Annotated in this window: 19 protein-coding genes; 11 read left to right on the top strand and 8 right to left on the bottom strand. The window is 68.6% G+C overall.

Annotated features, from left to right (window positions below; all coding sequences use genetic code 11):
- Positions 1–9: 9 nt before the first annotated feature.
- Positions 10–2,172, bottom strand: a complete 2,163-nt coding sequence (tkt, locus tag EV643_RS18300; RefSeq protein WP_133801293.1) for a transketolase — start codon at positions 2,170–2,172, stop codon at positions 10–12.
- A gap of 418 nt (positions 2,173–2,590) precedes the next feature.
- Here tkt and EV643_RS18295 point away from each other — a divergent pair, with 418 nt between their 5' ends.
- Together EV643_RS18295 and EV643_RS18285 are read left to right on the top strand one after the other, a co-directional pair.
- Complete coding sequence (locus EV643_RS18295) at positions 2,591–3,565, top strand: heme o synthase (protein WP_370452304.1); 975 nt, start codon at positions 2,591–2,593, stop codon at positions 3,563–3,565.
- 950 nt (positions 3,566–4,515) lie between these two features.
- Complete coding sequence (locus tag EV643_RS18285) at positions 4,516–5,598, top strand: ScyD/ScyE family protein (RefSeq protein ID WP_166665484.1); 1,083 nt, start codon at positions 4,516–4,518, stop codon at positions 5,596–5,598.
- A gap of 71 nt (positions 5,599–5,669) precedes the next feature.
- Here the strand turns inward: EV643_RS18285 and EV643_RS18280 are convergent, their stop codons facing one another.
- The 3 genes from EV643_RS18280 to EV643_RS18270 are packed head-to-tail and all read right to left on the bottom strand — an operon-like array spanning position 5,670 to position 8,114.
- Complete coding sequence (locus tag EV643_RS18280) at positions 5,670–6,596, bottom strand: COX15/CtaA family protein (RefSeq protein ID WP_133801498.1); 927 nt, start codon at positions 6,594–6,596, stop codon at positions 5,670–5,672.
- A 28-nt stretch (positions 6,597–6,624) separates the two neighbouring features.
- Positions 6,625–7,404, bottom strand: coding sequence for an ABC transporter permease (locus tag EV643_RS18275; RefSeq protein ID WP_133801289.1), 780 nt, complete (start codon positions 7,402–7,404; stop codon positions 6,625–6,627).
- Positions 7,401–8,114: an ABC transporter ATP-binding protein gene (locus EV643_RS18270; RefSeq protein WP_133801497.1), complete on the bottom strand. Its 714-nt coding sequence runs from the start codon at positions 8,112–8,114 to the stop codon at positions 7,401–7,403. Before EV643_RS18270 ends, EV643_RS18275 begins: the two co-directional genes overlap by 4 nt.
- A 150-nt stretch (positions 8,115–8,264) precedes the next feature.
- Here EV643_RS18270 and EV643_RS18265 point away from each other — a divergent pair, with 150 nt between their 5' ends.
- From EV643_RS18265 to EV643_RS18225, 9 genes are all read left to right on the top strand, one after another.
- Entirely contained in the window at positions 8,265–8,990 is a 726-nt protein-coding gene (locus tag EV643_RS18265; protein ID WP_238165654.1) for a helix-turn-helix transcriptional regulator, read from the top strand.
- Positions 8,987–10,399: a Fe-S cluster assembly protein SufB gene (gene sufB, locus EV643_RS18260; protein WP_133801288.1), complete on the top strand. Its 1,413-nt coding sequence runs from the start codon at positions 8,987–8,989 to the stop codon at positions 10,397–10,399. The genes EV643_RS18265 and sufB overlap by 4 nt, the downstream gene beginning before the upstream one ends.
- On the top strand, positions 10,399–11,592 hold the full coding sequence (gene sufD, locus EV643_RS18255; RefSeq protein WP_133801287.1) for a Fe-S cluster assembly protein SufD: 1,194 nt from the start codon (positions 10,399–10,401) through the stop codon (positions 11,590–11,592). Before sufB ends, sufD begins: the two co-directional genes overlap by 1 nt.
- Positions 11,589–11,924, top strand: coding sequence for a non-heme iron oxygenase ferredoxin subunit (locus tag EV643_RS18250; RefSeq protein ID WP_133801286.1), 336 nt, complete (start codon positions 11,589–11,591; stop codon positions 11,922–11,924). The genes sufD and EV643_RS18250 overlap by 4 nt, the downstream gene beginning before the upstream one ends.
- 24 nt (positions 11,925–11,948) lie before the next feature.
- Entirely contained in the window at positions 11,949–12,713 is a 765-nt protein-coding gene (gene sufC, locus EV643_RS18245) for a Fe-S cluster assembly ATPase SufC (RefSeq protein WP_133801285.1), read from the top strand.
- A complete protein-coding gene (locus tag EV643_RS18240) occupies positions 12,710–13,969 on the top strand; it encodes a cysteine desulfurase (RefSeq protein ID WP_133801284.1) in 1,260 nt (419 codons plus the stop codon). Before sufC ends, EV643_RS18240 begins: the two co-directional genes overlap by 4 nt.
- The gene (gene sufU, locus EV643_RS18235; protein WP_133801283.1) at positions 13,969–14,427 is read left to right on the top strand and encodes a Fe-S cluster assembly sulfur transfer protein SufU; all 459 of its coding nucleotides are present in this window, start codon (positions 13,969–13,971) and stop codon (positions 14,425–14,427) included. The genes EV643_RS18240 and sufU overlap by 1 nt, the downstream gene beginning before the upstream one ends.
- On the top strand, positions 14,420–14,809 hold the full coding sequence (locus EV643_RS18230) for a metal-sulfur cluster assembly factor (RefSeq protein ID WP_133801282.1): 390 nt from the start codon (positions 14,420–14,422) through the stop codon (positions 14,807–14,809). The genes sufU and EV643_RS18230 overlap by 8 nt, the downstream gene beginning before the upstream one ends.
- A 431-nt stretch (positions 14,810–15,240) precedes the next feature.
- Positions 15,241–15,858 (top strand): acVLRF1 family peptidyl-tRNA hydrolase, encoded by a 618-nt coding sequence (locus EV643_RS18225; protein WP_202869606.1) that lies wholly within the window; start codon positions 15,241–15,243, stop codon positions 15,856–15,858.
- A 63-nt stretch (positions 15,859–15,921) separates the two neighbouring features.
- Here EV643_RS18225 and EV643_RS18220 read toward each other — a convergent pair whose 3' ends face one another.
- The 4 genes from EV643_RS18220 to EV643_RS18205 are packed head-to-tail and all read right to left on the bottom strand — an operon-like array spanning position 15,922 to position 24,291.
- Entirely contained in the window at positions 15,922–16,467 is a 546-nt protein-coding gene (locus EV643_RS18220) for a hypothetical protein (RefSeq protein ID WP_133801281.1), read from the bottom strand.
- Positions 16,467–17,006, bottom strand: a complete 540-nt coding sequence (locus tag EV643_RS18215; RefSeq protein ID WP_133801280.1) for a hypothetical protein — start codon at positions 17,004–17,006, stop codon at positions 16,467–16,469. Before EV643_RS18215 ends, EV643_RS18220 begins: the two co-directional genes overlap by 1 nt.
- Positions 17,003–24,097: a hypothetical protein gene (locus tag EV643_RS18210; RefSeq protein ID WP_133801279.1), complete on the bottom strand. Its 7,095-nt coding sequence runs from the start codon at positions 24,095–24,097 to the stop codon at positions 17,003–17,005. The genes EV643_RS18215 and EV643_RS18210 overlap by 4 nt, the downstream gene beginning before the upstream one ends.
- Positions 24,094–24,291: a hypothetical protein gene (locus EV643_RS18205; RefSeq protein WP_133801278.1), complete on the bottom strand. Its 198-nt coding sequence runs from the start codon at positions 24,289–24,291 to the stop codon at positions 24,094–24,096. The genes EV643_RS18210 and EV643_RS18205 overlap by 4 nt, the downstream gene beginning before the upstream one ends.
- Positions 24,292–24,413 lie beyond the last annotated feature (122 nt).

Raw genomic sequence — 24,413 nt, 5'->3', positions numbered from 1 at the left:
TAGGTGGTGTCAGTCAGCGGGTCCGACCCCACCGGCCGCATGCCGGCCGGCCGGGGTCCCGGAGCCACCGAGCTCGGCGGCTGCGGCGATGCTGTCCTTGGCGGCCTGTACGACGGCCTCGGCGGTGATGCCGAACTCCTTGTACAGGGTCTGGTACGCCGCGGACGCGCCGAAGTGCTCGAGGCTCACGCTGCGACCGGCGTCGCCGACGATCTCGCGCCAACCGAGGGACACCCCGGCCTCGACCGAGACCCGGGCCCGGACCTGCGGCGGGATGACCGAGTCCCGGTACGCGTCGTCCTGCTCGTCGAACCACTCGCGGGAGACCATCGACACGACCCGGGCCTTGATGCCCTCGTCGGCCAGCGTGTTCCGCGCCTCGACGGCCAGCTGCAGCTCCGAGCCGGTGCCGATCAGGACCACGTCCGGCGTGCCGTCGGTGTCGAGCAGCGTGTAGCCGCCCTTCTTCACGTTCTCCGTGGTGGCGAACCCGTCGGTGCCGCGCGGGAAGGTCGGCACGTTCTGCCGGGTCAGCGCCAGACCGGCCGGACGGTCGGTGTGCTCGAGGATCGCGGCCCACGCGGCGGCGGTCTCGTTCGCGTCGCCGGGGCGGACCACGTCCAGGCCCGGGATCGCCCGCAGTGCGGCCAGGTGCTCGATCGGCTGGTGGGTCGGGCCGTCCTCGCCGAGGCCGATCGAGTCGTGCGTCCAGACGTAGGTGACCGGCAGCTTCATCAGCGCGGCCAGCCGGACCGCCGGGCGCATGTAGTCGCTGAAGACCAGGAAGGTTCCGCCGTACGGCCGGGTGCCGCCGTGCAGCGCGATGCCGTTCAGCACCGAGCCCATCGCGTGCTCGCGGATGCCGAAGTGCAGGACGCGGCCGTACTCGTTGCCCTGGAACTCCTTGGTCGAGTGCTCGGCCGGGATGAACGACGGCTCACCCTTCGGGGTGGTGTTGTTCGAACCGGCGAGGTCGGCCGAACCGCCCCACAGCTCGGGCAGCTCGGGCGCCAGCTTGGTCAGCACCTCGCCCGATGCGGACCGGGTGGCGACACCCTTGGCGTCGGCGTCCCAGCTCGGCAGCGCGTCCTTCCAGCCGGCCGGCAGGTCGCGCTTGCCCAGCCGGTCGAACAGCTCTGCCCGCTCCGGCGCGGCCGTGCGCCAGGCGTCGTACTTGGTGTTCCACTCGTCCTGCAGGGCCTTGCCGCGCTCGAGCGCCTTGCGGGCGTGCTCGATCACCTCGTCGGCGACCTCGAACGTCTGCTCCGGGTCGAATCCGATGAGCTTCTTGGTCGCGGCCACCTCGTCGGCGCCGATCGCCGAGCCGTGGATCTTGCCGGTGTTCTGCTTGGTCGGCGCCGGCCAGCCGATGATGGTCCGCAGCCGGATGAAGCTCGGCTTGTCGGTGACCACCTCGGCCGCCTTGATGGCGTCGTACAGGGCCTGCACGTCTTCGTCGTACCCCGTGCCGCCTCCTGTCCAGTCAACGTCCTGGACGTGCCACCCGTACGCCGCGTAGCGGGCGGAGACGTCCTCGGAGAACGCGACCGCGGTGTCGTCCTCGATGGAGATCTTGTTGTCGTCGTAGATCAGCGTGAGGTTGCCGAGCTGCTGGTGGCCGGCCAATGATGACGCCTCACCGGAGACGCCCTCCTCCAGGTCGCCGTCGGACGCGATCACGTAGATCTGGTGGTCGAAGACCCCCACGCCCGCGGCGGCCTCGGGCTCGAACAGGCCGCGCTCGCGACGGCTGGCCATCGCCATCCCGACCGCGTTGCCGACGCCTTGGCCGAGGGGGCCGGTGGTCGTCTCGACGCCCTTGGTGTGGCCGTGCTCGGGGTGGCCGGGGGTCGCGCTGCCCCAGGTGCGCAGCGCCTTGAGGTCGTCGAGCTCCAGGCCGAAACCGGCCAGATAGAGCTGGATGTAGAGGGTCAGGCTGGAGTGCCCGGCGGACAGCACGAACCGGTCGCGACCGGCCCAGTCCGGGTCGGCCGGGTTGTGCCGCATCACCTTCTGGAACAGCAGGTACGCTGCCGGCGCCAGGCTCATCGCCGTACCGGGGTGGCCGTTGCCGACCTTCTCCACCGCGTCCATCGCGAGGACCCGCACGGTGTCGACCGCGCGCTTGTCGAGCTCGGTCCATTCAAGCTTGGGGCTGGTCTTCTCCGTCACGCCGGCGGCGCTCCTCTCGATGGCTGCGAAACACTCCGTCTGGTCGGCGTACGAGGCCCGGCCGGCCGGCGGAATCCCGCGCCGGTCGCGCCCCCGCGCGTCACCGTGAGCGAGCCTACTCGCCTGGCCGTTCGCTGCCTTCCATACCTCGAAACCTGGATGGTTGCGTCGTTGTTCCCGACGTCTTGCACGTCACACGGGTGCCCTTTCGCCGTGGTCGCATGCCTCTTATCCCATGGGTTGATTACCGCCGTCCGACGGCTGCGTTACCGGGGCGGCACGGTTGCCCGTCGGACTGCCCGCCGGGTGGGGTGCGGGACGCGCATGGGGGGCTGCGAGAACCCTCCTACGGGGCGTCGTAGACTGTCGAATCGTCAGCGCCGGTGACCGGCGTCAACCCACTGAGTTCGAGGTGTTCGTGACGGCCGTCGACCCGCGTGCAGCCGCGACGACGTCGTACCCGGCGCCGCTGCCGACCGACCCGGCTCCCCGCGAGGCGTCCGGTCCGTCGGTACGCGACGTGATCAAGGCGTACGTCGGTCTGACCAAGCCGCGCATCATCGAACTCCTGCTGATCACGACCGTGCCGGTGATGTTCCTGGCCGCCGGGGGAGTGCCCGGGCTGGGTGTGGTCGCCGCGACGCTGGTCGGCGGGATTTTGGCGTCCGGTAGTGCGAACACGATCAACTGTGTGCTTGATCGCGATATCGACGAGCAGATGCGGCGGACGCGGCGCCGGCCGCTGCCGAGGCATGCGGTGAGTCCGCGGTCGGCGACGGTGTTCGGTGTTGTGCTCGGGGTGTTGGCGACGATTGAGCTGGGGTTGTTCGTCAACTGGCTCTCGTCGGGGTTGGCGCTGGCGGCGAATCTGTTCTATGTCTTCGGCTACACGATGGTGCTGAAGCGGCGGACGGTGCAGAACATCGTCTGGGGTGGGATCGCTGGGTGCTTCCCGACGTTGATCGGGTGGACGGCGGTGACGGGGGAGCTGGCCTGGACGCCGATTGTGTTGTTCCTGGTGGTGTTCTTCTGGACGCCGCCGCATACGTGGTCGCTGGCGATGCGGTACCGCGAGGACTACGCGTCAGTCGACGTACCGATGCTGCCGGTTGTGGCCACGCCGGTTGCTACGGCGCGGCAGATCTTTGCGTACAGCGTTGTCATGGTGATCACGTCCGTGGCGTTGTGGCCGGTTGGGGGTACGGGGTTTGTGTATCCGCTGGCGGCGGTTGTGCTTGGGGTCGTGTTCCTGCGGGAGGCTTGGGCGTTGTTGGCCCGCGCGCATACGGGAGCCGACGGCGCGGCGCTGCGGCCGATGCGGTTGTTCCACTTCTCGAACATCTACCTGGCGCTGCTGTTCATCGCGGCCGCGATCGACCCGCTCCTGCACTGAGCCGGGCCCGCCGGTACGCCGACCCGCATCGTGGGGTTCGGGTGGTTCGCCGGGCTCGGGTGGTTCGGGGGTGACGGCTGGTGTGGTTGCGCGGGACGGGTGCGGGTGGTTGCGCTCGGCACGCGATGCGCGTGGTTCGGGGGTGGGGCTGGTGTGGTTGGCGTCTCCGGCTGCTTGAGGGTGCTGGTCGGGGTGGCGTGCGTCAAGTGCGCCTTCGGCGTCCCTTCGGGATCTTCGACACTTGACACACACCACCCCGACCAGGGGAAGGACGCAGCTATCGCGGAGCCGCCGGAAGGTATGGCGACCGTGTTCGGTCGAACAGTTCGCGGTGAACGGGGGTCGGAGCCGCCGGGAGGTGTGGCGACCGTGTTCGGTCGAACAGTTGGTGGTGAACGGGGTCGGGGCCGGGTCGGGGCGAACAGTCGGTGGTAAGCGGGGATCTGGCCGGGTCGGGGGCCGTCGCTGGGGACCTCGGTCAAGAAGTGGGGGGCTTGAACATGTAATAGCCAGTTCACGGTCCCGGGTTGTTGTTCAAGGTCCCGGGTTGTTGTTCAAGGTCCCGGGTTGTTGTTCAAGGTCCCGGGATGTGGCGACACCACCCGTTGTTGGTCTGTGCAACAACCCGCCAGCCGTGTAATGGCCGGTTGGTGGCCCTTGGGTGGTAACCAGTTGCCGTATGTTGGCGAATTCTCACCGTGCTGTGGATGTGGTGGGTGGTTGCTGGGGGCAACGAGGGTGGTGGGGTGGGGGAAAGTGTGCGGGGGGTAGGGGTTTGGGTGCGGAACGTTGCCGGGGTCATCGGGTGGGGAGTGAGGCGTTGACCTGGGGGCGTGGGGGTGTTGACATGGGTGGTCTGTGGGGAGAACTCCACGCTGGGGAGACGTTGGGGAGCACTGAATCAAGGGGGAGCAGTGGGGGTAAAAGCACGTCTGGCCGCGGTTTCCGCTGTGGCACTGGTCGGTTCCGTATTGGTAGCCGGGCAGGCCGAGGCGACGGGGAAGCACCATGGCGGGTTGAAGCCGGTGATCACTGGGCTCGACTCGCCGCGTGGGGTCGCGACGCATGGCGGCAAGATCATCTACAGCGTCGGTGACGGGTCGGTGTACGAGGCTTGGGCCAACGGGAAGAAGATCCGGAAGCTCGGGCAGGTGCCGGGCGGGTTCGCGCCGGCGATCGACACCGACAAGTGGGGAAACACATACGCCCTGACAGGGGCCGGCGGGGAGCCGGGAGCGCCTCCGATGCCGGGGGGCGCGACGCTGTACAAGTTGCGGCCGGGTAAGTCGCCGCTGGCGATCGCCGACATCGGCAAGTACCAGCTGACGCATCCGGATCCGTACAACGTAGACGGAGCCGCCGAGGAGACCAACCCGTTCGGCGTCGCCGCACTGAAGGATGGCACCGTCCTGGTAGCCGACGCGGCGGGCAACGACCTGCTCCGGGTCTGGCCGAACGGCTACATCAAGACGGTCGCCAAGTTGAAGCCGCGAGTGGTCCCGGTGCCGCCGGGTCTGCCCGCCACGGATCCCGAGGGCAACCCGACCGACCTGCCGCCTGCCGGTACGCCGATCCCGAGCGAGGCGGTCGCCACGTCGGTGACGGTCGGGTCGGACGGGTACTGGTACGTCGGCGAACTCCGGGGATTCCCGGCGACACCCGGCAAGTCCCAGATCTGGCGGATCAAGCCGGGCTCGTACGGCGCGGTCTGTGATCCGGTCAAGCCACACAAGGGCAACTGCCAGCGGTACGCCGACGGGTACACCTCGATCGTCGACCTCGCGGGTGGTCCGCGGGGCACGCTTGCCGTGGTTCAGCTGGCTCGGGAGAGCTGGTTCAAGTGGGAGCTGGGCGGATCGTCGATCGGCTCGCTGATCATCCAGTGGCCCGGCAAGTGGCACAAGGCCGGTCCGCGGAAGGAACTGGCCCGCGGCAAGCTGACGCTGCCGGCCGGTACCGCGATCAGCAAGTCGGGTCGGATCTACGTCTCCTCGCCGATCTTCGGTCCAGGGGCCGTCTATCGGGTCTGGTGAGGTAACCCGGTCAACCCGGGGCGTCCGGTCGTCTCACCCGGCCGGGCGTCCCGGGTCTTCACTGCCCTGTACTACGTTGCGGGCGTGCCGCGTTCGCCGTACACGGCGGTGACGAGCGCGATCAGTACCGCGGCGAAGAACATGTGGATCAGCACCAGCACCCAGGGGAGCCCGGTGAAGTACTGCGTGAAGCCCACCACGCCCTGCATCAACTCCGCCGCCAGCAACCACGCGGCCAGCTTCCGCAGCGTGCGCGAGGTCGCCGTCACCCGGGTCGCGATCACCAGGGCGATCGTCACTCCGAGCAGCGCGAACACCACATCCGCGTGCAGCTGACTGATCACCGTCTCGTCGAATCCGTTCCGCCCGGTGTCCGGATCACCCGAGTGCGGCCCGGCCCCGGTGACAAGGGTGCCGAGGGCAACGGCAAGCCAAACGGCTACCACCGAAGCGGTTGCCAGCGCGCGGACCACCGGGGGAGTGTGTGGATAAGGGCTGGTCCGGGACCGCCGCATCATCGCCACGGTCAGCGTGATGATGACCGGTGACACCAGGAAGTGTGCCGAAACGATCCACGGGTTCAGGCCGGTCAGCACGCTGACTCCGCCGATCACGGCCTGCAGCGGTACGCCGAGCGCGGCCGCGGTCGCGAGTCGGCGCAGGTCCCGGCGCACCGGCCGGTAGCGCATCACCGCGAGCCAGGTGCCGATCGCGATCACCGCGACCACGAACCCGAGCATCCGGTTGCCGAACTCGATCGCGCCGTGGATCCCGAGCTCGCTGTGCGGCACGTACGACGAATCGGTGCACTGCGGCCAGGTCGGGCAACCCAGGCCTGACCCCGTCAGCCGGACCAGCCCACCGGTCACCACGATGGCGATGTTCGCCACCACGGACGCCCAGCCCCAGCGCCGAACCACGTCCAGGCTCGGTTCGGGCACCAGTCGCCAGAATCCGGTGACGGGTTCGGTCTCGTGGGGCGGAGTTTCGGTGGTCATCACCGGCACACTCTAAAGAAGGCCTCGCTCAGTCCCATCGGAAGGTCCGGGAGACCAGGTAGCCGAGCACGCCCGCCCACAGCGCCAGGGACAGCGCGGCCGCCCACGGTACGACGCCCTCCAGGGTCGCGTTCGCCAGTCCGTTCGCCAACGCCGCACTGGGCAGCAGCCGTACGACGCCTTGCAGGCCGTCGGGGTACTCCTCGACCGGAGTCATGATCGCGCCGCCGACCAACAGCAACAGGTACAAGAGGTTCGCGGCGGCCAGCGTCGCCTCGGCGCGTAGTACGCCGGCCATCAGCAACCCGAGCGAGGCGAACGCCGCGGTCCCGCACACCACCATCAGGATCACGCCGAAGACCGTGTCGAAGCCGCCGGCCGGATCCCAGCCCAGCGCGAACCCCGTGCCGATCAGCACGGCCAGCTGGATCAACTGGATCGCGAGCACCGAGCCGATCTTCCCGGCGAGCAGCCCGGTCCGGGACAACGGTGACGCGCCCAGCCGCTTGATCACGCCGTACCGCCGCTCGAACCCGGTCGCAATCGCGAGCGACGTGAACGAGGTCGACAGGATCGCCAGCGCCAGCACCCGCGGAACCGCCAGATCCACGGCCGGCCCGTCACCCAGCGGCAGCCGATCGCCCAGACCGGTCCCGCCCAGCAACAACAGCAGCCCGAGCGGGATCACCAGGGCAAGGAGGAGCTGTTCGCCGTTCCGCAGCAGGAGACGGAATTCCATCCGGGCGTGCGCGAGCACCTTCCGTGGCCACGGCGCCGATCCCGGCTGCGGGGCGTACGTCGTACTCATCTGGTCTCCCGGGCGGGGGGCGCCGTCAGCGCAAGGTAGACATCCTCGAGCGACTTGGTGCCGTGCTCGGTGAGTACGTCGGGGCTGCCGGCCGCGATCACCTTGCCGGCCGAGACCACGAACACCTGGTCGGAGAGCTGTTCGGCCTCGTCCATCCCGTGCGTGGTCAGCACCACGGTGACGCCGTCGTCGCGCAGGTCGCGGATCAGCTGCCAGATCTCCCGCCGGCCGTGCGGGTCCAGCCCGGTGGTCGGCTCGTCCAGGAACGCGATCTCCGGCCGACCGACGATCGCCAGCGCGAACGACAGCCGCTGCTTCTGCCCACCCGACAACCGCCGGTACGGCGTCCGCCCGCAGCTGCCCAGATCGAGCCGGTCGATCAGGCCCGGCAGATCCAGTGGGTGCGCGTGCAGTGTCGCCACGTAGCGCAACATCTCCAGCGCGCGGACCCCCGACCAGGCTCCGCCCTCCTGCAGCATCACCCCGATCCTGGGCATCAGCCGCTCGTGGTCCGCGACCGGGTCGAGCCCGAGCACCCGGACCCGTCCGGAATCCGGCCGGCGGAAGCCTTCGCAGCTCTCGACGGTGGTGGTCTTGCCGGCTCCGTTGGGGCCGAGCACGGACGTCACTGTTCCGCCGGTTACGGTGAGACTCAGCCCGTCGACCGCGGCCTTCTCGCCGTACCGCACGACGAGGTTGTCGATCTCCACCGCGACTGGCACGGGAGCAGTCTACGAACGGACCCGACGTGACGCTGCTCACGGTCCCGCTCGGGTTCAGGCGGGGACGGCGCGGAAAGCGATTGTCGGGTTAGGTGAGCCTTATTTGAAGGCCTCGGTGAATTACGCGACACTGATGTTGTGAAAACTCCTGCGTCGACCGATCGGGTGCCTACGGGTGCCCATGTCGCGCGGGACGAGTCCACCCGGGACCGGGTAGCCCGCTCGATTCTGACCAACGGCCCGTCCAGTGCGGCGGTGCTCGCTGAGCGGCTTGAGCTGACCCCGGCGGCGGTCCGCCGGCACCTTGACCACCTGCTGGACGAGGGGCTGGTCGAAGCGCGCGAAGAGCGGGTCTACGGCCCGCGCGGCCGCGGCCGCCCGGCCAAGGTCTTCGTGCTGACCGACACCGGCCGGCACGCGTTCCACCAGGCGTACGACGCCCTGGCGACCACGGCGTTGCGCTTCATTGCCGAGGCCGGCGGGGAGCAGGCCGTGGCGGACTTCGCCCGGCGCCGCATCGCCGAGGTGGAGGAGCGGTACCGGGCGCTCGTGGACGCGGCACCCGAGGGTAAGAAGGCAGAGGCACTCGCCCAGGCGTTGACCACGGACGGGTACGCCGCTTCCACCCAGCAAGCCGGTACCGGCGAGCAGCTGTGCCAGCACCACTGCCCGGTCGCGCACGTGGCCGAGCAGTTCCCCCAGTTGTGCGAGGCCGAAACCGAGGTGTTCGCCCGGGTGCTCGGCAAGCACGTCCAGAGATTGGCCACCATCGCCCACGGCGACGGTGTCTGCACGACGCACATTCCTGGCCACACGCCAGTTACCCCTGTATCCGACGGCGAATCTGCGAGGACTGCACGATGACGCAAACCGCTCACCCCGAGCTCGAAGGCCTCGGCACGTACAAGTTCGGCTGGTCCGACAGTGACGCTGCCGGTTCCGTCGCGAAGCGCGGGCTCAGCACCGATGTGGTGCGGGGTATCTCGACGCTGAAGAACGAGCCGGAGTGGATGCTGGACCTGCGGCTGAAGGGCCTGAAGCTGTTCGACCGCAAGCCGATGCCGTCCTGGGGTGCCGACCTGTCGGGGATCGACTTCGACAACATCAAGTACTTCGTCCGCTCCACCGAGAAGCAGGCCACGAGCTGGGACGAGCTGCCCGCGGACATCAAGAACACCTACGACAAGCTCGGTATCCCGGAGGCGGAGAAGCAGCGGCTGGTCGCGGGTGTCGCCGCTCAGTACGAGTCCGAGGTCGTCTACCACCAGATCCGCGAGGACCTGGAGGCGCAGGGCGTCATCTTCCTGGACACCGATACCGGCCTGCGCGAGCACCCGGATCTGTTCAAGGAGTACTTCGGCTCAGTGATCCCGGTCGGCGACAACAAGTTCGCCTCGCTCAACACGGCGGTCTGGTCCGGCGGCTCGTTCATCTATGTGCCCAAGGGCGTCAAGGTGGACATCCCGCTGCAGGCCTACTTCCGGATCAACACCGAGAACATGGGCCAGTTCGAGCGGACCCTGATCATCGTCGACGAGGACGCCTACGTGCACTACGTCGAGGGCTGCACTGCGCCGATCTACAAGTCGGACTCGCTGCACTCCGCGGTGGTCGAGATCATCGTGAAGAAGGGCGCCCGCTGCCGCTACACGACGATCCAGAACTGGTCGAACAACGTCTACAACCTGGTCACCAAGCGCGCCACCTGCGAGGCCGGCGCGACGATGGAGTGGATCGACGGCAACATCGGTTCGAAGGTGACCATGAAGTACCCCTCCGTCTACCTGATGGGTGAGCACGCCAAGGGCGAGACCCTGTCGGTCGCGTTCGCCGGCGAGGGCCAGCACCAGGACGCAGGCTCGAAGATGGTGCACAACGCGCCGTATACGTCCAGCTCGATCATCTCCAAGTCGGTCGCCCGCGGCGGTGGCCGGACGTCGTACCGGGGGCTGGTCGAGGTGGCGCCGGGTTCGCATCACAGCAAGTCCACGGTGCGCTGTGACGCGCTGCTGGTCGACACCATCAGCCGATCGGACACCTACCCGTACGTCGACGTCCGCGAGGACGACGTGGCGATGGGGCACGAGGCGACCGTGTCCAAGGTCAGCGACGACCAGCTCTTCTACCTGATGAGCCGGGGCATGGCCGAGGACGAGGCGATGGCGATGATCGTCCGCGGCTTCATCGAGCCGATCGCCCGCGAACTCCCGATGGAGTACGCGCTGGAACTGAACCGACTGATCGAGCTTCAGATGGAAGGGGCCGTCGGCTGATGACCGCCACCGAGACCCTGGTTGCCGCCGGCAACCGGGCGCACTCCCACGGACCGGGTTCGCCGGTGCCGTTGCAGGCCCGGAGCGAGCGCACCACGTCGTACGACGTGGCCGACTTCGCGGTGCCGAACGGGCGCGAGGAGGACTGGCGCTTCACGCCGGTCAAGGCGCTGAAGGCGTTGTTCGCCGACGAGGCCGGTACCGAGACCGTCAAGGTCGATGTGCAGGCGCCCGAGGGCGTCGTGTTCGAGCCCGTCGCGGCGGACACATTCAAGATCCTCAAGCCGCAGGACCGTTCGGCGGCCGTCGCGTGGAAGCACGCCGATAAGGCGCTCGCGGTGCGGATCCCGGCTGACGCCGAGCTGTCCGAGCCGGTTCACGTCAACGTCGAGAGCCTCGGCGGCCGCGGCTTCGGTCACCTGGTGATCGAGGCTGGCCGGCACAGCCGGGCCATTGTGATCGTCGACCACACCGGCGCAGGCGAGCTCGGCACGAATGTCGAGATCAGCGTCGGTGACGGCGCCGAGCTGCGGATGGTGACGATCCAGCAGGGTGACGGCGAGTCCGTCCACCTGGCGCAGCACGACGCGCTGGTCGGCCGGGACGCCAAGCTCAACCATGTGGCCGTCACCCTAGGCGGCAAGGTTGTCCGGGTAGCTACGAACGTCCGGTACGCGGGACCGGGTGGCGACGCCGTGTTGCTCGGGGTGTACTTCGCGGAGGCGGGCCAGCACCAGGAGCACCGGCTGTTCGTCGATCACGAGGCGCCGCACTGCCAGAGCCACGTGACCTACAAGGGCGCGCTGGCCGGCGAGTCCGCGCACTCGGTCTGGATTGGTGACGTGCTGATCCGCGCTGCCGCGGAAGGCACCGACACGTTCGAGCTGAACCGGAACCTGATCCTCACCGATGGTGCGCGCGCCGACTCGGTGCCGAACCTGGAGATCGAGACCGGCGAGATCGTGGGCGCGGGTCACGCCTCCGCGACCGGGCGGTTCGACGACGAGCAGCTGTTCTACCTGCAGGCCCGCGGCATCGATGAGGACGAGGCCCGGCGACTGGTGGTGTCCGGCTTCTTCAACGACATCATCGGCAAGATCGGCGTCCCGGAGGTGGCCGAGCACCTGCACGACGTGATCGAGCAGAAGCTGGCCCGGACGGCGGCTTTGACCGAGGCCACCGCGGCACAATGAGCGATTCGTTCGAGCGCGCCTGTGCGTTGGCCGACGTACCGGACGAAGGCGTGATCCCGGTCGAGGTCGGCGGCGTGGAGGTGGCGATCGTGAAGAGCGAGGGCCAGGTCTTCGCGGTGCGGGACGAGTGCTCGCATGCGCAGATCATGCTGTCCGAGGGTGACGTCGAAGGCTGCGAGATCGAGTGCTGGCTGCACGGCTCGCGGTTTGACCTGCGCACCGGTGAGCCGACCAGCCTGCCGGCGTACGAACCGGTCCCGGTGTACCCGGTCCGGCTGGACGGCGACGACGTGTTCATCGATGTCAAGAACCCCCTGAATCAAGCTTCCTGAAGACAACGGAGATAGAAGAACCTCATGGCGACACTCGAGATCCGCGACCTGCACGTGTCGGTTGACACCGAGAACGGCCCGAAGGAGATCCTGCGCGGCGTCGACCTGACCATCGCCGGTGGTCAGACGCATGCGATCATGGGCCCGAACGGTTCCGGCAAGTCCACGCTGGCGTACTCGATCGCCGGCCACCCGAAGTACAACATCACCTCCGGAACAGTGACGTTGGACGGTGAGGACGTCCTCGCCATGAAGGTCGACGAGCGCGCCCGGGCCGGCCTGTTCCTGGCCATGCAGTACCCGGTCGAGGTGCCCGGTGTGTCGGTGTCGAACTTCCTGCGGACCGCCAAGACCGCGATCGACGGCGAGGCCCCGAAGCTGCGCACCTGGGTCAAGGACGTCAACAAGGCGCTGTCCGACCTAGAGATGGACGCGGACTTCGGCCAGCGCAACGTGAACGAGGGCTTCTCCGGTGGCGAGAAGAAGCGTCACGAGATCGTCCAGCTGGAACTGCTGAACCCGAAGATCGCGATCCTCGACGAGACCGACTCCGGCCTCGACATCGACGCGCTGAAGATCGTCTCCACCGGCGTCAACCGGTTCGCCGAACAGGGTGACAAGGGTGTCCTGCTGATCACTCACTACACCCGGATCCTGCGCTACATCCACCCGGACTTCGTGCACGTATTCGTCGACGGCCGGATCGCCGAGGAGGGCGGACCGGAGCTGGCCGAGGAGCTCGAGGCCAACGGCTACGAGCGGTTCGTGAAGGCAGGCGCCAAGTCATGACCACCACCCGGACCACGTTCAGCAGTCCCCTGGACCTGCAGTCGGTCCGGGCTGACTTCCCGATCCTGTCCCGCGAACTTGCGGGCGGTTTCCCCTTGGTCTACCTGGACTCGGCGAACTCGTCGCAGAAGCCGCGCCAGGTGGTCCAGGCCATCGAGGACCACTACCTCATCCACAACGCGAACGTCGCCCGGGCCATGCACCAACTCGGCGCTGAGGCGACCGCGGCGTACGAGGGTGGCCGGGACAAGGTGGCCGCGTTCATCGGGGCGACCAACTCCGACGAGATCGTCTTCACCAAGAACGCCTCCGAGGCGCTCAACCTGGCCGCGCACACCCTCGGCGCCTCGCTGAAGCCGGGCGACGAGGTGGTGATCACGGAGATGGAGCACCACAGCAACATCGTCCCGTGGCAGCTCGCCTGTGAGCGGACCGGCGCGACGCTGAAGTGGTTCGGCGTGACCGACGAGGGCCGGCTCGACCTGAGCAATATCGAGGAGCTCATCACCGAGCGGACCAAGGTCGTCGCGCTGACCTGGGTCTCGAACGCCCTCGGCACGATCAACCCGATCACCGAGATCGCGGCCAAGGCACACGCCGTCGGCGCGACCGTGGTGGTGGACGCCTCCCAGGCCGTGCCGCAGCTGCGCGTCGACGTGTCGACGCTGGGCGCGGACCTGCTCGCCTTCACCGGCCACAAGGTCACCGGGCCGACCGGGGTCGGCGTGCTCTGGGGCCGGTACGACCTGCTCGCCTCGCTGCCGCCGTTCCTCGGTGGGGGAGAGATGATCGAGATCGTCCGGATGACCGGCTCGACGTACGCGCCGCCGCCGGCCCGGTTCGAGGCCGGGACGCCGCCGATCGCCCAGGCGGTCGGGCTCGGTGCGGCCCTGGACTACCTGTCCGGGATCGGGATGGACAAGATCGCCGCCCACGAGCACGCCATCACGGCGTACGCGTTGAAGGGTCTGAAGACTGTTCCCGGGGTGACGATTCTCGGTCCGGCCGAGGCGGTCGACCGGGGTGGGGCCATCAGCTTCGAGCTCGATGGGGTTCACCCGCACGATGTGGCGACCGTGCTGGACACCCGCGGAATCGCAGTACGGGCCGGGCATCACTGTGCGCGGCCGGTGCACGAGCGGTTCGGCGTACAGTCCTCGACGCGGGCGTCCTTCTACCTGTACACGACGCCGGAGGAGATCGACGCGCTTGTCGACGGCCTCGGCTTCGTCCGTTCATTCTTCAAGGTGGCTTGATGCAGCTGGATTCGCTGTACCAGGAGATCATCCTGGACCACTACCGCAGCCCACACCACTCGGGCCTCGCGGAGCCGTACGACGTCGAGGTGCACCACGTGAACCCGTCCTGCGGGGACGAGGTCACCCTGCGCGTCGAGCTGGACGGCGACGTGGTGACCGCGGTGACGCACGACAGTGTCGGCTGTTCGATCAGCCAGGCGTCCACCTCGGTGATGAGCGACCTGGTGATCGGCAAACCGGTCGCCGACGGGATGGCGACGTACGAGAAGTTCCTCGAGCTGATGCAGGGCCGGGGGAATGTCGAACCGGACGAAGAGGTTCTGGAAGATGGCGTCGCCTTCGCGGGTGTCGCGCAGTTCCCGGCCCGGGTGAAGTGCGCGCTGCTGGGCTGGTCGGCCTGGCGGGACGCGACCGCCCAGGCGCTGGCCACGAAAGAAGGAGTCCACAATGCCTGACCAGACCGACGAGAAGATCGAGTTGCCCGAGGTCGACCTCGAGGCCGCTGCGAACGGCACGGCTGGCACGACGCCGGCGGCCGTGGAAGACGTGAACGAGGCGCTGAAGGACGTCGTCGACCCCGAGCTCGGGATCAACGTGGTCGACCTCGGCCTGATCTACGGCATCACGGTCGACGACACCAGCACCGCGATCATCGACATGACCCTGACGTCGGCGGCCTGCCCGCTGACCGACGTGATCGAGGACCAGACCCGGATGGCACTGGACGGCCTGGTCAACGACTTCCGGATCAACTGGGTCTGGATGCCGCCGTGGGGCCCCGAGAAGATCACCGACGACGGCCGCGACCAACTCCGCGCACTCGGCTTCAACGTCTGAGCGTCACCATTTCGCAAAGCCCGGGTCAGGTGGCCCGGGCTTACGCACGCCCGGGACTGAGTTCGGCGACCTTGAGCACCGTCCAGTCGTGTTATGGCCCGAAGTGTGACTGGCGGGTGCTCAAGGCGACACCGTGAACGCCTTGGGCGGCCGGGACGGCGGGACCGTGACCAAGAAGCGGGGACTTCGGACAGGAAAATGACCTGTCCGAAGTCCCCACATGGTGACCGACCTCCCCAGATGTTGTCCGAGGTCTCTGCTGTGCGAGGTCCCCGAATGGTGTCCGAGGTCCCCGAATGTTGTGGGAGGTCCCCGGCTGTCGTCCGTTGTCCGAGGTCCTGGGATGTGGTGCGAGGTCCTGGGATGTGGTGCGAGGTCCCGGAATGGTGTCTATGCCCCTGGCCGAACGGGGTTGGCGTTAGCGTCGGTGGGTGACTCGGATTGTGTCGGTGGCGCCGGAGCGGCTTGAGCGGTGGTTGGCCGGGTTCGGCGAGCGTCATGGTGACGTCTCGTACGACGTGAGGCCGATGCGGTTCACCGCGTCGGCGGAGGACGGATCGCGGGCGGAGATCGACGTGCCGTTCGGGCCGCTGCACGACCTCACGCGGGACGGGTTGATCGCGCATGTTTTGGCCGAGCGGCGGCTTGGGGTGTTGCTGGTACGGCGTGGTGGTTATGGCGCTGGTGTGTTCGCCGGGACCAGGCTGGTCGACTCCAAGGTCGGGTCGCGGCATGTTCAGGGGACCACGAAGGCCGGTGGGTGGTCGCAGCAGCGGTTTGCCCGGCGGCGCGACAACCAGGCGCGCGAGGCGTTCGCGGCGGCCACGGAGGTCGCCGTACGGATCCTGGCGCCCGCCCACCTCGACGTCCTCGTCTGCGGCGGCGATCGAAAGGCCATCGACACCGTGCTGGAGGACCCTCGGCTGAAGGACCTTCGCCTCCTCGTCCATCCGCCTTTCCTGGGCGTGCCCGACCCGAAGCAGAAAGTACTGGAGCAGGCCGGAATCGACGCCCGAGCGATCCGGATCGAGATCACCGATCCGGACTGATACCGGGCCGCCGGCCCCCACGCCGGGGGATGATCCTGTACGCCGTCCTCGGGTGGAGCGTGATCAGGGCCGGCCGTATAACGAGCGGAAGTCGGCGAGGGTGTCGCGGTAGTACTCGTAGTCCTCGGTGAGCTTGGCCCGGGTGAACAGCTCCGGGTTGCGCTCGTAGGTGCGGACGCCGAGCTCGGTCCAGAACGCGTCGGCGGGGATCGCGTCGGCGCCCTCCGGCAGGAACTTCAGCGCCTCCGCCATCCCGTCGCGGGCGAACTCCCAGTTGACCTCGACCCGCTCGCGGCTCTGCCCGGGCTGACCGGTGTACTCCAGGTCCGCGTCGAGCGCACGCTGGGCCCAGACCGAGGCCAGCTGCACCCAGTCGCCGGCGTCGAGCAGCAGGGAGACACCGAGGCCGAACCGTTCGCCGAGCTTGCGGGCCTCGTCCTCGGTCCGGAACGGCACCTCGACATCGCCGACCGATGAGCTGATCGTCCAGCTCGACTCGCCCTCGGTCCGGGTGGTCCCCGGCGGCGTACTCGCATCCGGCGCGTCGTCCGCGGCGGCGAGCACGCTCAGGTAGACCTGTGCCTCGGCCAGGGTCCGTGCGGTCAGCATCAATTCGCTCCTGTATGGCTGTAGCTGTCTCTGACGACGAGCAGTCGCTCCAGCCGGAACCTACCCGGTTCCGCGTCCCGGAGCTGCCGACCCTCCGACGTCCAGAACGCCTCGTCCGGAACAATCTCAGCACCGGCCGGGACGAACTTGATCACTTCCTCGACCGCGGCCCGCGCGACCCGCAGTACGACGGCCGCCTCCTCATCCAGGTCCTCGTCGGCGGGCACGGATCCGGCTGCCTGGTCGGCCACCCCCAACCACTGTCCGGCGTCGATCAGCTCCGATGGTTCGGCGCCGCCGAAGTGAGGGAACGGGCCGACCGACTCCTGCTCGGGCAGACCGAAGAGGTACTCGCGTTCCGCACCGCAGTTCGCGCACGTCCCGGTGTAGCTGATCACCAGCTCGCCGTCGTCATCGGTCAGCCCGTGCTCCCACGGGATGTCGATCGAGCCGCAGTCCTCGCACGGATGCAACTCCAGGTAGAGCAGGGTCTCGTCACCAGTCCGCGCGATCGCGTACTTCGGGTCGTACTCGCTCACTGCACCCCTATCCCGGTCCCGGCCTTACCAGCTGCGTTCCGACCGACGTGCTGCTTGGCGCCGTCCGGCCGGGCCGCCTCGGCCTCGTCGGCCTTTGCCGCAGACAGCGTATGGTCCAGCTGAGTCAGGGCCGAGGCTGGAATGTCTTTGTCCTGCAAGGCTTTCACCACCGTACCGGTGAACCGCCCGTTGTGCCCGCCCTCGTCGTACAGCTCCCGCAGGTTGACTCGGCCTTCGGCCAGCACCGCGAGCTGCGGATGCAACGTGGCGAACGCCGCGCCGAATCCGTTGTCGTCCTTGCCGGTCATCGTGCCGTCCGGCTTCGCCCGGTAGATCTGCTTGGTCCCATCCTTCTGGTGCATGGTCAGCACCACCGTCACGTTCTCCCGCCGGGCCTGGGCGAGCGCGGCCACCATCGGCCGGTACGGGTGCAGCTCCTCGGCGCCACTGTCGGTAGGGACCACCTCGTGGCCGCTGACCCGCCGCTCGGGGACCCGACGGGTCGCCTCCGCGATCCGGGACGGATCCCAGCCCTGCAGCGGCGGCAGTCCCGCCTCCATCCGCGCCTGGATCGCCTCCAGCTCGTGCCGGAACATCGTCAGCGTCGCGACACCTGTGGCCGCGTTGTCGATCGTCCGCTCCTTGGTCACGGTGGCCTGGTTGTGCCGGTCGTACTTCAGCCGCCGTACGTCGAGGTGGAAGTTGACCTGTAGTTCCACGGTGACCAGTTCGCCGGACTCGAAGCTGCTGGTCTCGTTCCGATTGCCGGTGGTGTCGGTGTCCTTCTCGCTGACCTGCTCGCCGAAGGAGACGCCTCCCTTGATGCCGGTGACCGGGTCCTTGCCGCCGATGGTCTTACTGGTCGGCAGCAGCTTGGTGCTCTTCGTCGTGGTCTGGGTGATGCCCTGCTCACGATTGACCTCACCGAGCTGGCCCTTGTCACCGGCGGCCGGATCCGAGATCACCTGCAGACCGGACAGATCCGCACGCAACCGCACCGACACCGCCCGCGATCCGTGCCCCGGGACCGGCAGGGCGGTGGTCCACGGACTACCCTCGCCATCCGCCCGCTCGAACGCGATCCGCCGGGTTGCGGCCGACAACTGCTTGCGCAGTGTCGCCTTGTGCAGCTGTACGCCGGCCGCCGTCAGCATGTCGCGCTGTCCGAGCCCGGCGCACGCGGCCTTGACCAGTTCGTCGTCGTAGTTCTGGTCCTCGATCGTCTGCCCCTCGTCAGGCAGTTGACCGTCCGCGTCGTGCAACTGGATGCCGCGAAGGAAGTAGTAGTTCGGCAGCGGGACCGTGCGGTGGTCCACAGCTTCCGGACGGACCACATCGGGCGGATTGATGTCGGAGCTGGGCACCGACAAGGTCAACTTGCCGGCAGCCTCACGGCGTAGCGGCGGCTTCTGGTCGGTACTGCGCTGCGCCATCCGCTGACGCAGTACGCCCTTCGTGTCGGCGCCGACCACCGGCGGCTCGTCGACGTCGATCACCAGCCGGAAGCCGCGCTCGACGCTCTTCGTCCGCTGCCAGAGCGCGCGGCTCATCCGGGTGTTCTGCTCGGTGCTGCTCGCGGTCTGCGAGGTGCTCGCCTCGGTGCTCAACCCGGCCGACCCGGCATCGCCCTGGGTCAGCTCGCCGCCGACGTTGGCGCCGTAGCCGACCGTCGTGGTCGCGCTGCGGCCCTCCTCGGTGTAGTCGTACCCCTGGACGATGTTGAAGTTGTTCTCGGTCTTGCCGGCCGCCGGGTCGTCTTTCGCCCCATCGGTGCTGGGCGGACCGTCGTACACGATCCGGATCCGGACCTGGAGATTGCGCGGCGGCGGCATCTCCGGGGCGCGGTCGCCGAACGGGTAGTCGATCGTGTACCCGGCCGGGTCGAGGATGTCGTCGATGTGACCGCGCCAGCGGGTGCCGCCCAGTTCGCTGCGCAATGCCTCGGCCACCGCGGGATCCAGCAGTGCGTCCGGGACCCGGTCGGCGATCGCGGCCCGGACCTCGGCCAGCATCTCGGTCTTCTCGCCGTCGGCGTTGACGAACTCGTCGCGAGCGATCAATGCGGCGCCCATGGTGGTCCGGTAGTGGTCGGGCAGCCGGGCCTCGACCCGCTCCTTGGCGATCTTCTCCGCGTCGGCCGCTACCTGCTCGAAGTTCGCCGGCCGGGCGTCGGGCTTGGTCACCTTGACGATCTCGTGCAGCTTGTCCCGCAGCCGCTCGGTGGTGTGCCCTTCGGCCAGGCCGCCGGTCACCCCGGCCTTCTCCTGCTGGTACCGCCGGAGCAGGGCCGAAGTGGTTCGACGATCCAGGCTCAGGTTCCCGTCCAGCAGCCGCTCGACCGCGTCGGACACCTTCTCCAGCGGCAGGTGGAAGTCCTTGTTCATGCCGTAGTGCTGGAGCGCGTCCCGTTCCGGCATGGTGAGCATGACCGCGCCGTCCGGCAGTTCGATCGTCTTTGGCTCGGCGAGTCCGGCGGCCTTGATCTCGGCGACCAGGATCAGGTCGCCGACGAACTGGTAGTGCTGGCCGTCCTTGATGTTGAGCCGCTCGACTCCGCCGATCGTGGTCTCGGTGCTGGCGGCCGACGTACTGCTCGCGCGTGCGAGGCCGGCCGTCGCGTTCCAGCCGTCGCCGTCGGTCTCGACCGCACCGGAGCCGCCGCCGATGCCGATGTTCTGACCGGAGGAGCTGCCCGCGGTGAAGCTCGAGCTGCCGAGGGTCAGGTTGATGTCGCCGATCACCGGGTGCCCGCTGCCGACGTACCGGAGGTTCTCGACCCGGGCGGTCAGGTTCACGCTGGCCTGCCTCGGTCGCAGGCCGCGCTGGGCGATGGCCTGCTCGACGTTCGACGGCATCGGGCTGATCGCGAAGCCGGTGCCGTACTGCGCGGTCAGCAGTTCGGGGTGAGCGCACAGGTTCCGCGAGTTCAGCAGGGCGTTGAGATGCTGGCGGGCGGTGGAGTCGGTCCGGGCCGCCGCGGGCAGCTGGTCCAGGATCCGCGGCACCGGATCGCCCATGTCGACGTGCTGCCAGGTGGCGGTCTGCAGGATCGACGGCGCGACCTCGCCGGCCATCGCGACCACCTGCCGCTCGCCCCGATCGCAGAACTCGCTGTCGATCGAGACCCGGGCGCTGCCGTCGACCTCGACGATCGGCTCCGAGTCACCGTCGGGGAACACCTCGGTGATGGTCAGCTTGTGCGGGATCTCGAACTCCGCCAGCGGCGCGGTGCTCTCGGTCAGCGACACGTCGTTGACCGTGCTGCCAGTCGCCCAGGCGAAGAACCGGCCGAGCGACGACCGCCCGTAGGTGGGGCCGGCGTCCGGCGTACTGCCCGCCTCGTTCTTGTCTGGTTTGTCGCTGAAGCCGAACCGGGCCAGCCAGGGCAGACCCTTCGAGCGGCTGCGGGACCGGACCGTGGTGTTCGACCCGATGTGCAGGTTGGTCGCGGTCTGCGACGTGTTCAGGCCGAGTGGCTTGGCCCGCTTCACGTCCTGCTCGAGGTGGATCCGGAAGGTGTGCTCCTGAGGCGGGTGACCGGTCCGGTGCTTGGTCAGCGCGAACTCCACGCCACCCTGACAGGCCAGGTCGTAACCGGTCTCCAGCCGGTGCCGGGCGACCTGCTGGCCGACTCGCTCGAAGTTCTCCAACTGGCTCGCGACCAGGGCCGGATCCTTGCCCCGCAACTCCTTCATCACGGGCCGGAACTTGGCGTCCAGCGGCGGCACCATGCCCTGCTCGCTGAGGTGCCGCACGAACGCCTTGTAGGCCGGGTCGGCGCCCTTCAGCTCCTGGACCAGGGCCGCCCCGGCGCCGCGGAGCTGGCCTTTGCCGTCGCCCATCCAGACCGGCGGCTTCAGCACCTCCTCGGTCGGTTGCGGGTCGCCCTTGGTGAGGACCCGGCCGTCGAGACCGCGCTGGATCCGGTCGTCGGCGTCGAGGACGAGTTCCTTCTTCGGGATCGGCAGGCCGTACCGGAACGCGGCGTTGGCCGGCATCCGCAGTACGGCGTCGCCCTTGCCGTCGACGGTGAACGACTCGTCCTTGTCGAGCCGGTGGATGGTGAGCCGGTGCCGGAGGTGGATCTTGTAGCCGACGGTCCGCTCGGTCCGCTGCACGCTCGGGTGGATCGCCACGTCACTGACGTTCAGGCTGTCCTCACGGGACACGTTCCGGCCGGCCTTGACGGTCGGCCCGAAGTCGACCGTCGAGTTGCCGAGGTCGTTGAGCGCGGTGCCGCCGTAGCCGATGGTCGCGGCGGTGGCGCTGTTGGCGTTGAAGGCCTGGCCGCCGGAGGCGCCGGAGAATCCGACCCGGAGCCGCTCGATCTTGTGATCCGGCGAGCTGTCGCTGAGCAGCTCGACTTCCTCCAGCTCGACGAACGTCTCCAGCTGGGCATACGCGACCGGCCGGCCGCCCTTGCTGATCAGCCGCCCGATCCCGCCCGGTTTGGTCGTCTCGTCCAGCCGGCTCGGCGCGTCCTCGATCAGCAGGCCGCGGAGTTGGTCGTGCCCGACCCGGTCCAGGCCGTCCAACCTCGCCGCCAGTCCGGCGACCGCCTCGTCGGCCATGTCGTTGAGCCCGTCGACCCGGGAGGCGACGTGCTCGGGCAGCTCGGTCTCGCGTTCGGCGGCCAGGCCGAGCTGCTCGAGGGTGACCGTGTCGGTCGGCGGCGGGACCGTGTACGTGTGCCCGACCCCGACGTCCAAGTGGCTGTTGTCGTGCGGATCGCCCATGTCGACGACCTGCTTGTCGGACCAGCCGGCGACGGCCGAGGTCCGCATCTGCCAGCTCCAGCTCGGCGTCTCGCTCCGGTACCGGAGGATCTCGCCGTTGAGCAGCTCGACCCCTCCACCGAGTCCGTACTCCGTTGCGTTGCCGCTGACCGAGTGGCTCTGGCCGACGGCGTACTCGAGACCTGGGTTGACGACCTGCGAGACCGCCAGCAGGGCCGGGTCCGGGAAGACGGCCATCACGGCCTTGAGGCCGAACCCACCGTTGTAGGTGAGGGTGTCCGTGGCCGTGGTCGAGAGACTGTAGCCGCCTTGCTCGAGCTGACCGAGCATGCCCTCGTCGAAGGTGATCGGCGAGTCCAGTACTTCGCTCAGCTCTCCCGGACGCAGGTGGAGCTTGAACTGGGTCAGCTCGGACACGTCAGCGCGCGGATCGTTCCCGACTGTGATGACCACGCCGTCCGGCGACAGCATCCGCCGGGTCTCCGCACGCAGCCGCCGATGCAGCACTTCCGGAGTGAAGCGGAAGGGGTGCTTCTTGTCTGCGAGCGCCTGGTTGAGTTCGCGGGTCAGCGCGGCGAGGTGGGGGAGCCGCCCGGACGTGATGACCGCGTGCTGCACCTCCTTTGACGGCAGTGTGGCTTCCACGCCGCCGCGGTACGCCTCCACCTTGTCCGCGGCCGTCTGCGCGAGTACGGCGACGTCCTGATCGGGCCGCTGCCCACTGGACTCGACTTCGTCCAGCTTGGTGAGCAGTGCCTGGTAGGCGACGATCGCTTCGTTCGCCTGTTGTACGGCGGTGTCGCAGGACTCCGCGATCGTGGTGTGCCGCTCCGCCTTCGCAGTAGCGCTTGCCGCGCTCACCCGGAGCTTGCGGCCGCGTTCCGGGGCGGCCGAGTCCTTGCGGCCCTCCTCGGTCTCCGCCTCGGTGATGGTCTTCGCCGCCAGAGCCGTTGCCGCGGTCGCGCTGGTCCGCTTGGCCGCAGCGCGTTTCTCCAGTTCGGTGACGGCCTTCTGCAGTCCGGCGATCTCGGCCTGCACGCGCTCCCTCAAATGGGCGGGCGTGTTGGTCGCGGGCTGGGTCATGAGGGTGCGGTCCGGCGCGATCACATGCCGGGCTTCGGTTGTCCATGGCAACGTCGGGACCGGTTGCCGCTTCCGCTGGATCGCGGTGGCGAGGCCCTGGAGTTGCTGCTGCAGATCGGCCAGCCAGTCGCCGTCCGGGGCCGGCTGGAGCTGCTCCTCTCGCCACTGCCTGCTCAGCAGCCGGAACTCGTCGTACTGCGCTGTCGCGTCACGGCCGCGGAAGTTGCTCAGGGCCGAGCGGAGCCGGCGGAAGATGTTCGCGGGAGCGGCCGCCCGAGCCTCGACCTGCTGCAGCGTCCGGCTGACCTGGTTCGCCCAGACGCGGGGGAGCTGGGCGTTGGGGACGCCAGGAGAGATGTGGATGACGTGCGGGTCGGCCAGGGTGCCCGCGCGAACGTCCGTCTGCGCCACCAGGCGTCGGGGCGGCGGGTTGGTGACATCCACCCGGAAGTACTGCGGACCGTGGGCTGTGGTGACCACGCCGAGCTTGGGGCGGTCCAGCTTCTGCGTGGGAGCGGTGATGCCCCCGGACAAGTCGTTGGGCTGGACCTGGAGGAGTGCGTCGAGCGCCTCGTCCTCGGTGAGATTGGGTTGGGGCCGGCCGTCTCGGGTCAGGCCCGCTTCCGCCCGCGTCCCGGCCGTGCGGCCCTGGCCGGAGGATCGGCCGCCCACTCGACGGTGCCCACCACCTCGGCGTACGAGGGCCGGGGGAGCGGCGAGGTGGGTGAGGACCTGGGCTTCGCGCTTGATCTCCTGCGCGGCCTGGATGGAGTCGGCGACCAGGGGTGGGCGGTCGGCGGCCCGCTGGGCGGCCCGTTCCGCGGCGAGGCGGCGGGTGGCCGACTCGGTGGTCAAACGGTTGGTCTCGAGGACGTTCCGGAGTAGCGCTTGTGCCTCGGTCTCCGTTGCCTGCGGCAGATTCGGTACGTCGAGGAGTTGGTCCAGAGCGGCTGTGGCTCCATCGGCCGGGGACGAGCCGCCACGGGCATGGTCCACCTCGGCGCCGAGCAGGGCGACCGCGTCGGCGACGAGTCGTTCGTCGGACACCTGTCGCGCTGCCAACTCGGTCAGCCGGGTGTCGAGGCGCTCCATCGCGTCCCGCTCCAGCAGGTCCGCGCTGGTCGTCAGCCGGACCCGGCCGTCCTGCAGCGCGATCGCCTCAGGCGCGACCACACCCAGTGCGACCCCGAGAACCGCCCGGGCGCGTCTCGCCGCCTGGGTCTGCTGCGCTTGCAGGTCGGCCTCCGACTGCTGCTGTATCGGCGTACTCACGAGACCACCAGGTTCTCGCCGTACTCCGTCTGCCCGAGACCACCAGGTTCCAGGGAAGACGTTCCTCGCGGCGCCTCACCGGGTGGTCCGGCGGACCGTCGCGCCTTGCCCGGATCCTCCGCGGGTGGCCGGATCCTGCGCGACCCGGCCTGCGCCCTTGTCGTGGTCTCCAACAAGCGGCCCCCGTTCCTCATCGATCCAGTGTGACGGCAATGTGACCGCAAGGTAACCGTTCGGGTTCCCTCAGGCAACAAACTGACGATCCCAATGTGAAGTCGGTTGCTCACTGACCTGTAACGTCTGGGAAACGGTCCCC

The sequence above is a fragment of the Kribbella caucasensis genome (assembly GCF_004361855.1).
Taxonomy (GTDB): Bacteria; Actinomycetota; Actinomycetes; order Propionibacteriales; family Kribbellaceae; genus Kribbella; species Kribbella caucasensis.
Note: the sequence above shows the minus strand (reverse complement) of the source record. Positions and strands in the feature narration are given on the sequence as shown.

Bases quoted from the DNA above. Each gene is read 5' to 3' on its own strand.
- EV643_RS18280 (WP_133801498.1), bottom strand. From the start codon at position 6,596: ATGACCACCGAAACTCCGCCCCACGAGACCGAACCCGTCACCGGATTC.
- EV643_RS18275 (WP_133801289.1), bottom strand. From the start codon at position 7,404: ATGAGTACGACGTACGCCCCGCAGCCGGGATCGGCGCCGTGGCCACGG.
- sufB (WP_133801288.1), top strand. From the start codon at position 8,987: ATGACGCAAACCGCTCACCCCGAGCTCGAAGGCCTCGGCACGTACAAG.
- sufD (WP_133801287.1), top strand. From the start codon at position 10,399: ATGACCGCCACCGAGACCCTGGTTGCCGCCGGCAACCGGGCGCACTCC.
- EV643_RS18250 (WP_133801286.1), top strand. From the start codon at position 11,589: ATGAGCGATTCGTTCGAGCGCGCCTGTGCGTTGGCCGACGTACCGGAC.
- sufC (WP_133801285.1), top strand. From the start codon at position 11,949: ATGGCGACACTCGAGATCCGCGACCTGCACGTGTCGGTTGACACCGAG.
- EV643_RS18240 (WP_133801284.1), top strand. From the start codon at position 12,710: ATGACCACCACCCGGACCACGTTCAGCAGTCCCCTGGACCTGCAGTCG.
- sufU (WP_133801283.1), top strand. From the start codon at position 13,969: ATGCAGCTGGATTCGCTGTACCAGGAGATCATCCTGGACCACTACCGC.
- EV643_RS18230 (WP_133801282.1), top strand. From the start codon at position 14,420: ATGCCTGACCAGACCGACGAGAAGATCGAGTTGCCCGAGGTCGACCTC.
- EV643_RS18220 (WP_133801281.1), bottom strand. From the start codon at position 16,467: ATGCTGACCGCACGGACCCTGGCCGAGGCACAGGTCTACCTGAGCGTG.
- EV643_RS18205 (WP_133801278.1), bottom strand. From the start codon at position 24,291: ATGAGGAACGGGGGCCGCTTGTTGGAGACCACGACAAGGGCGCAGGCC.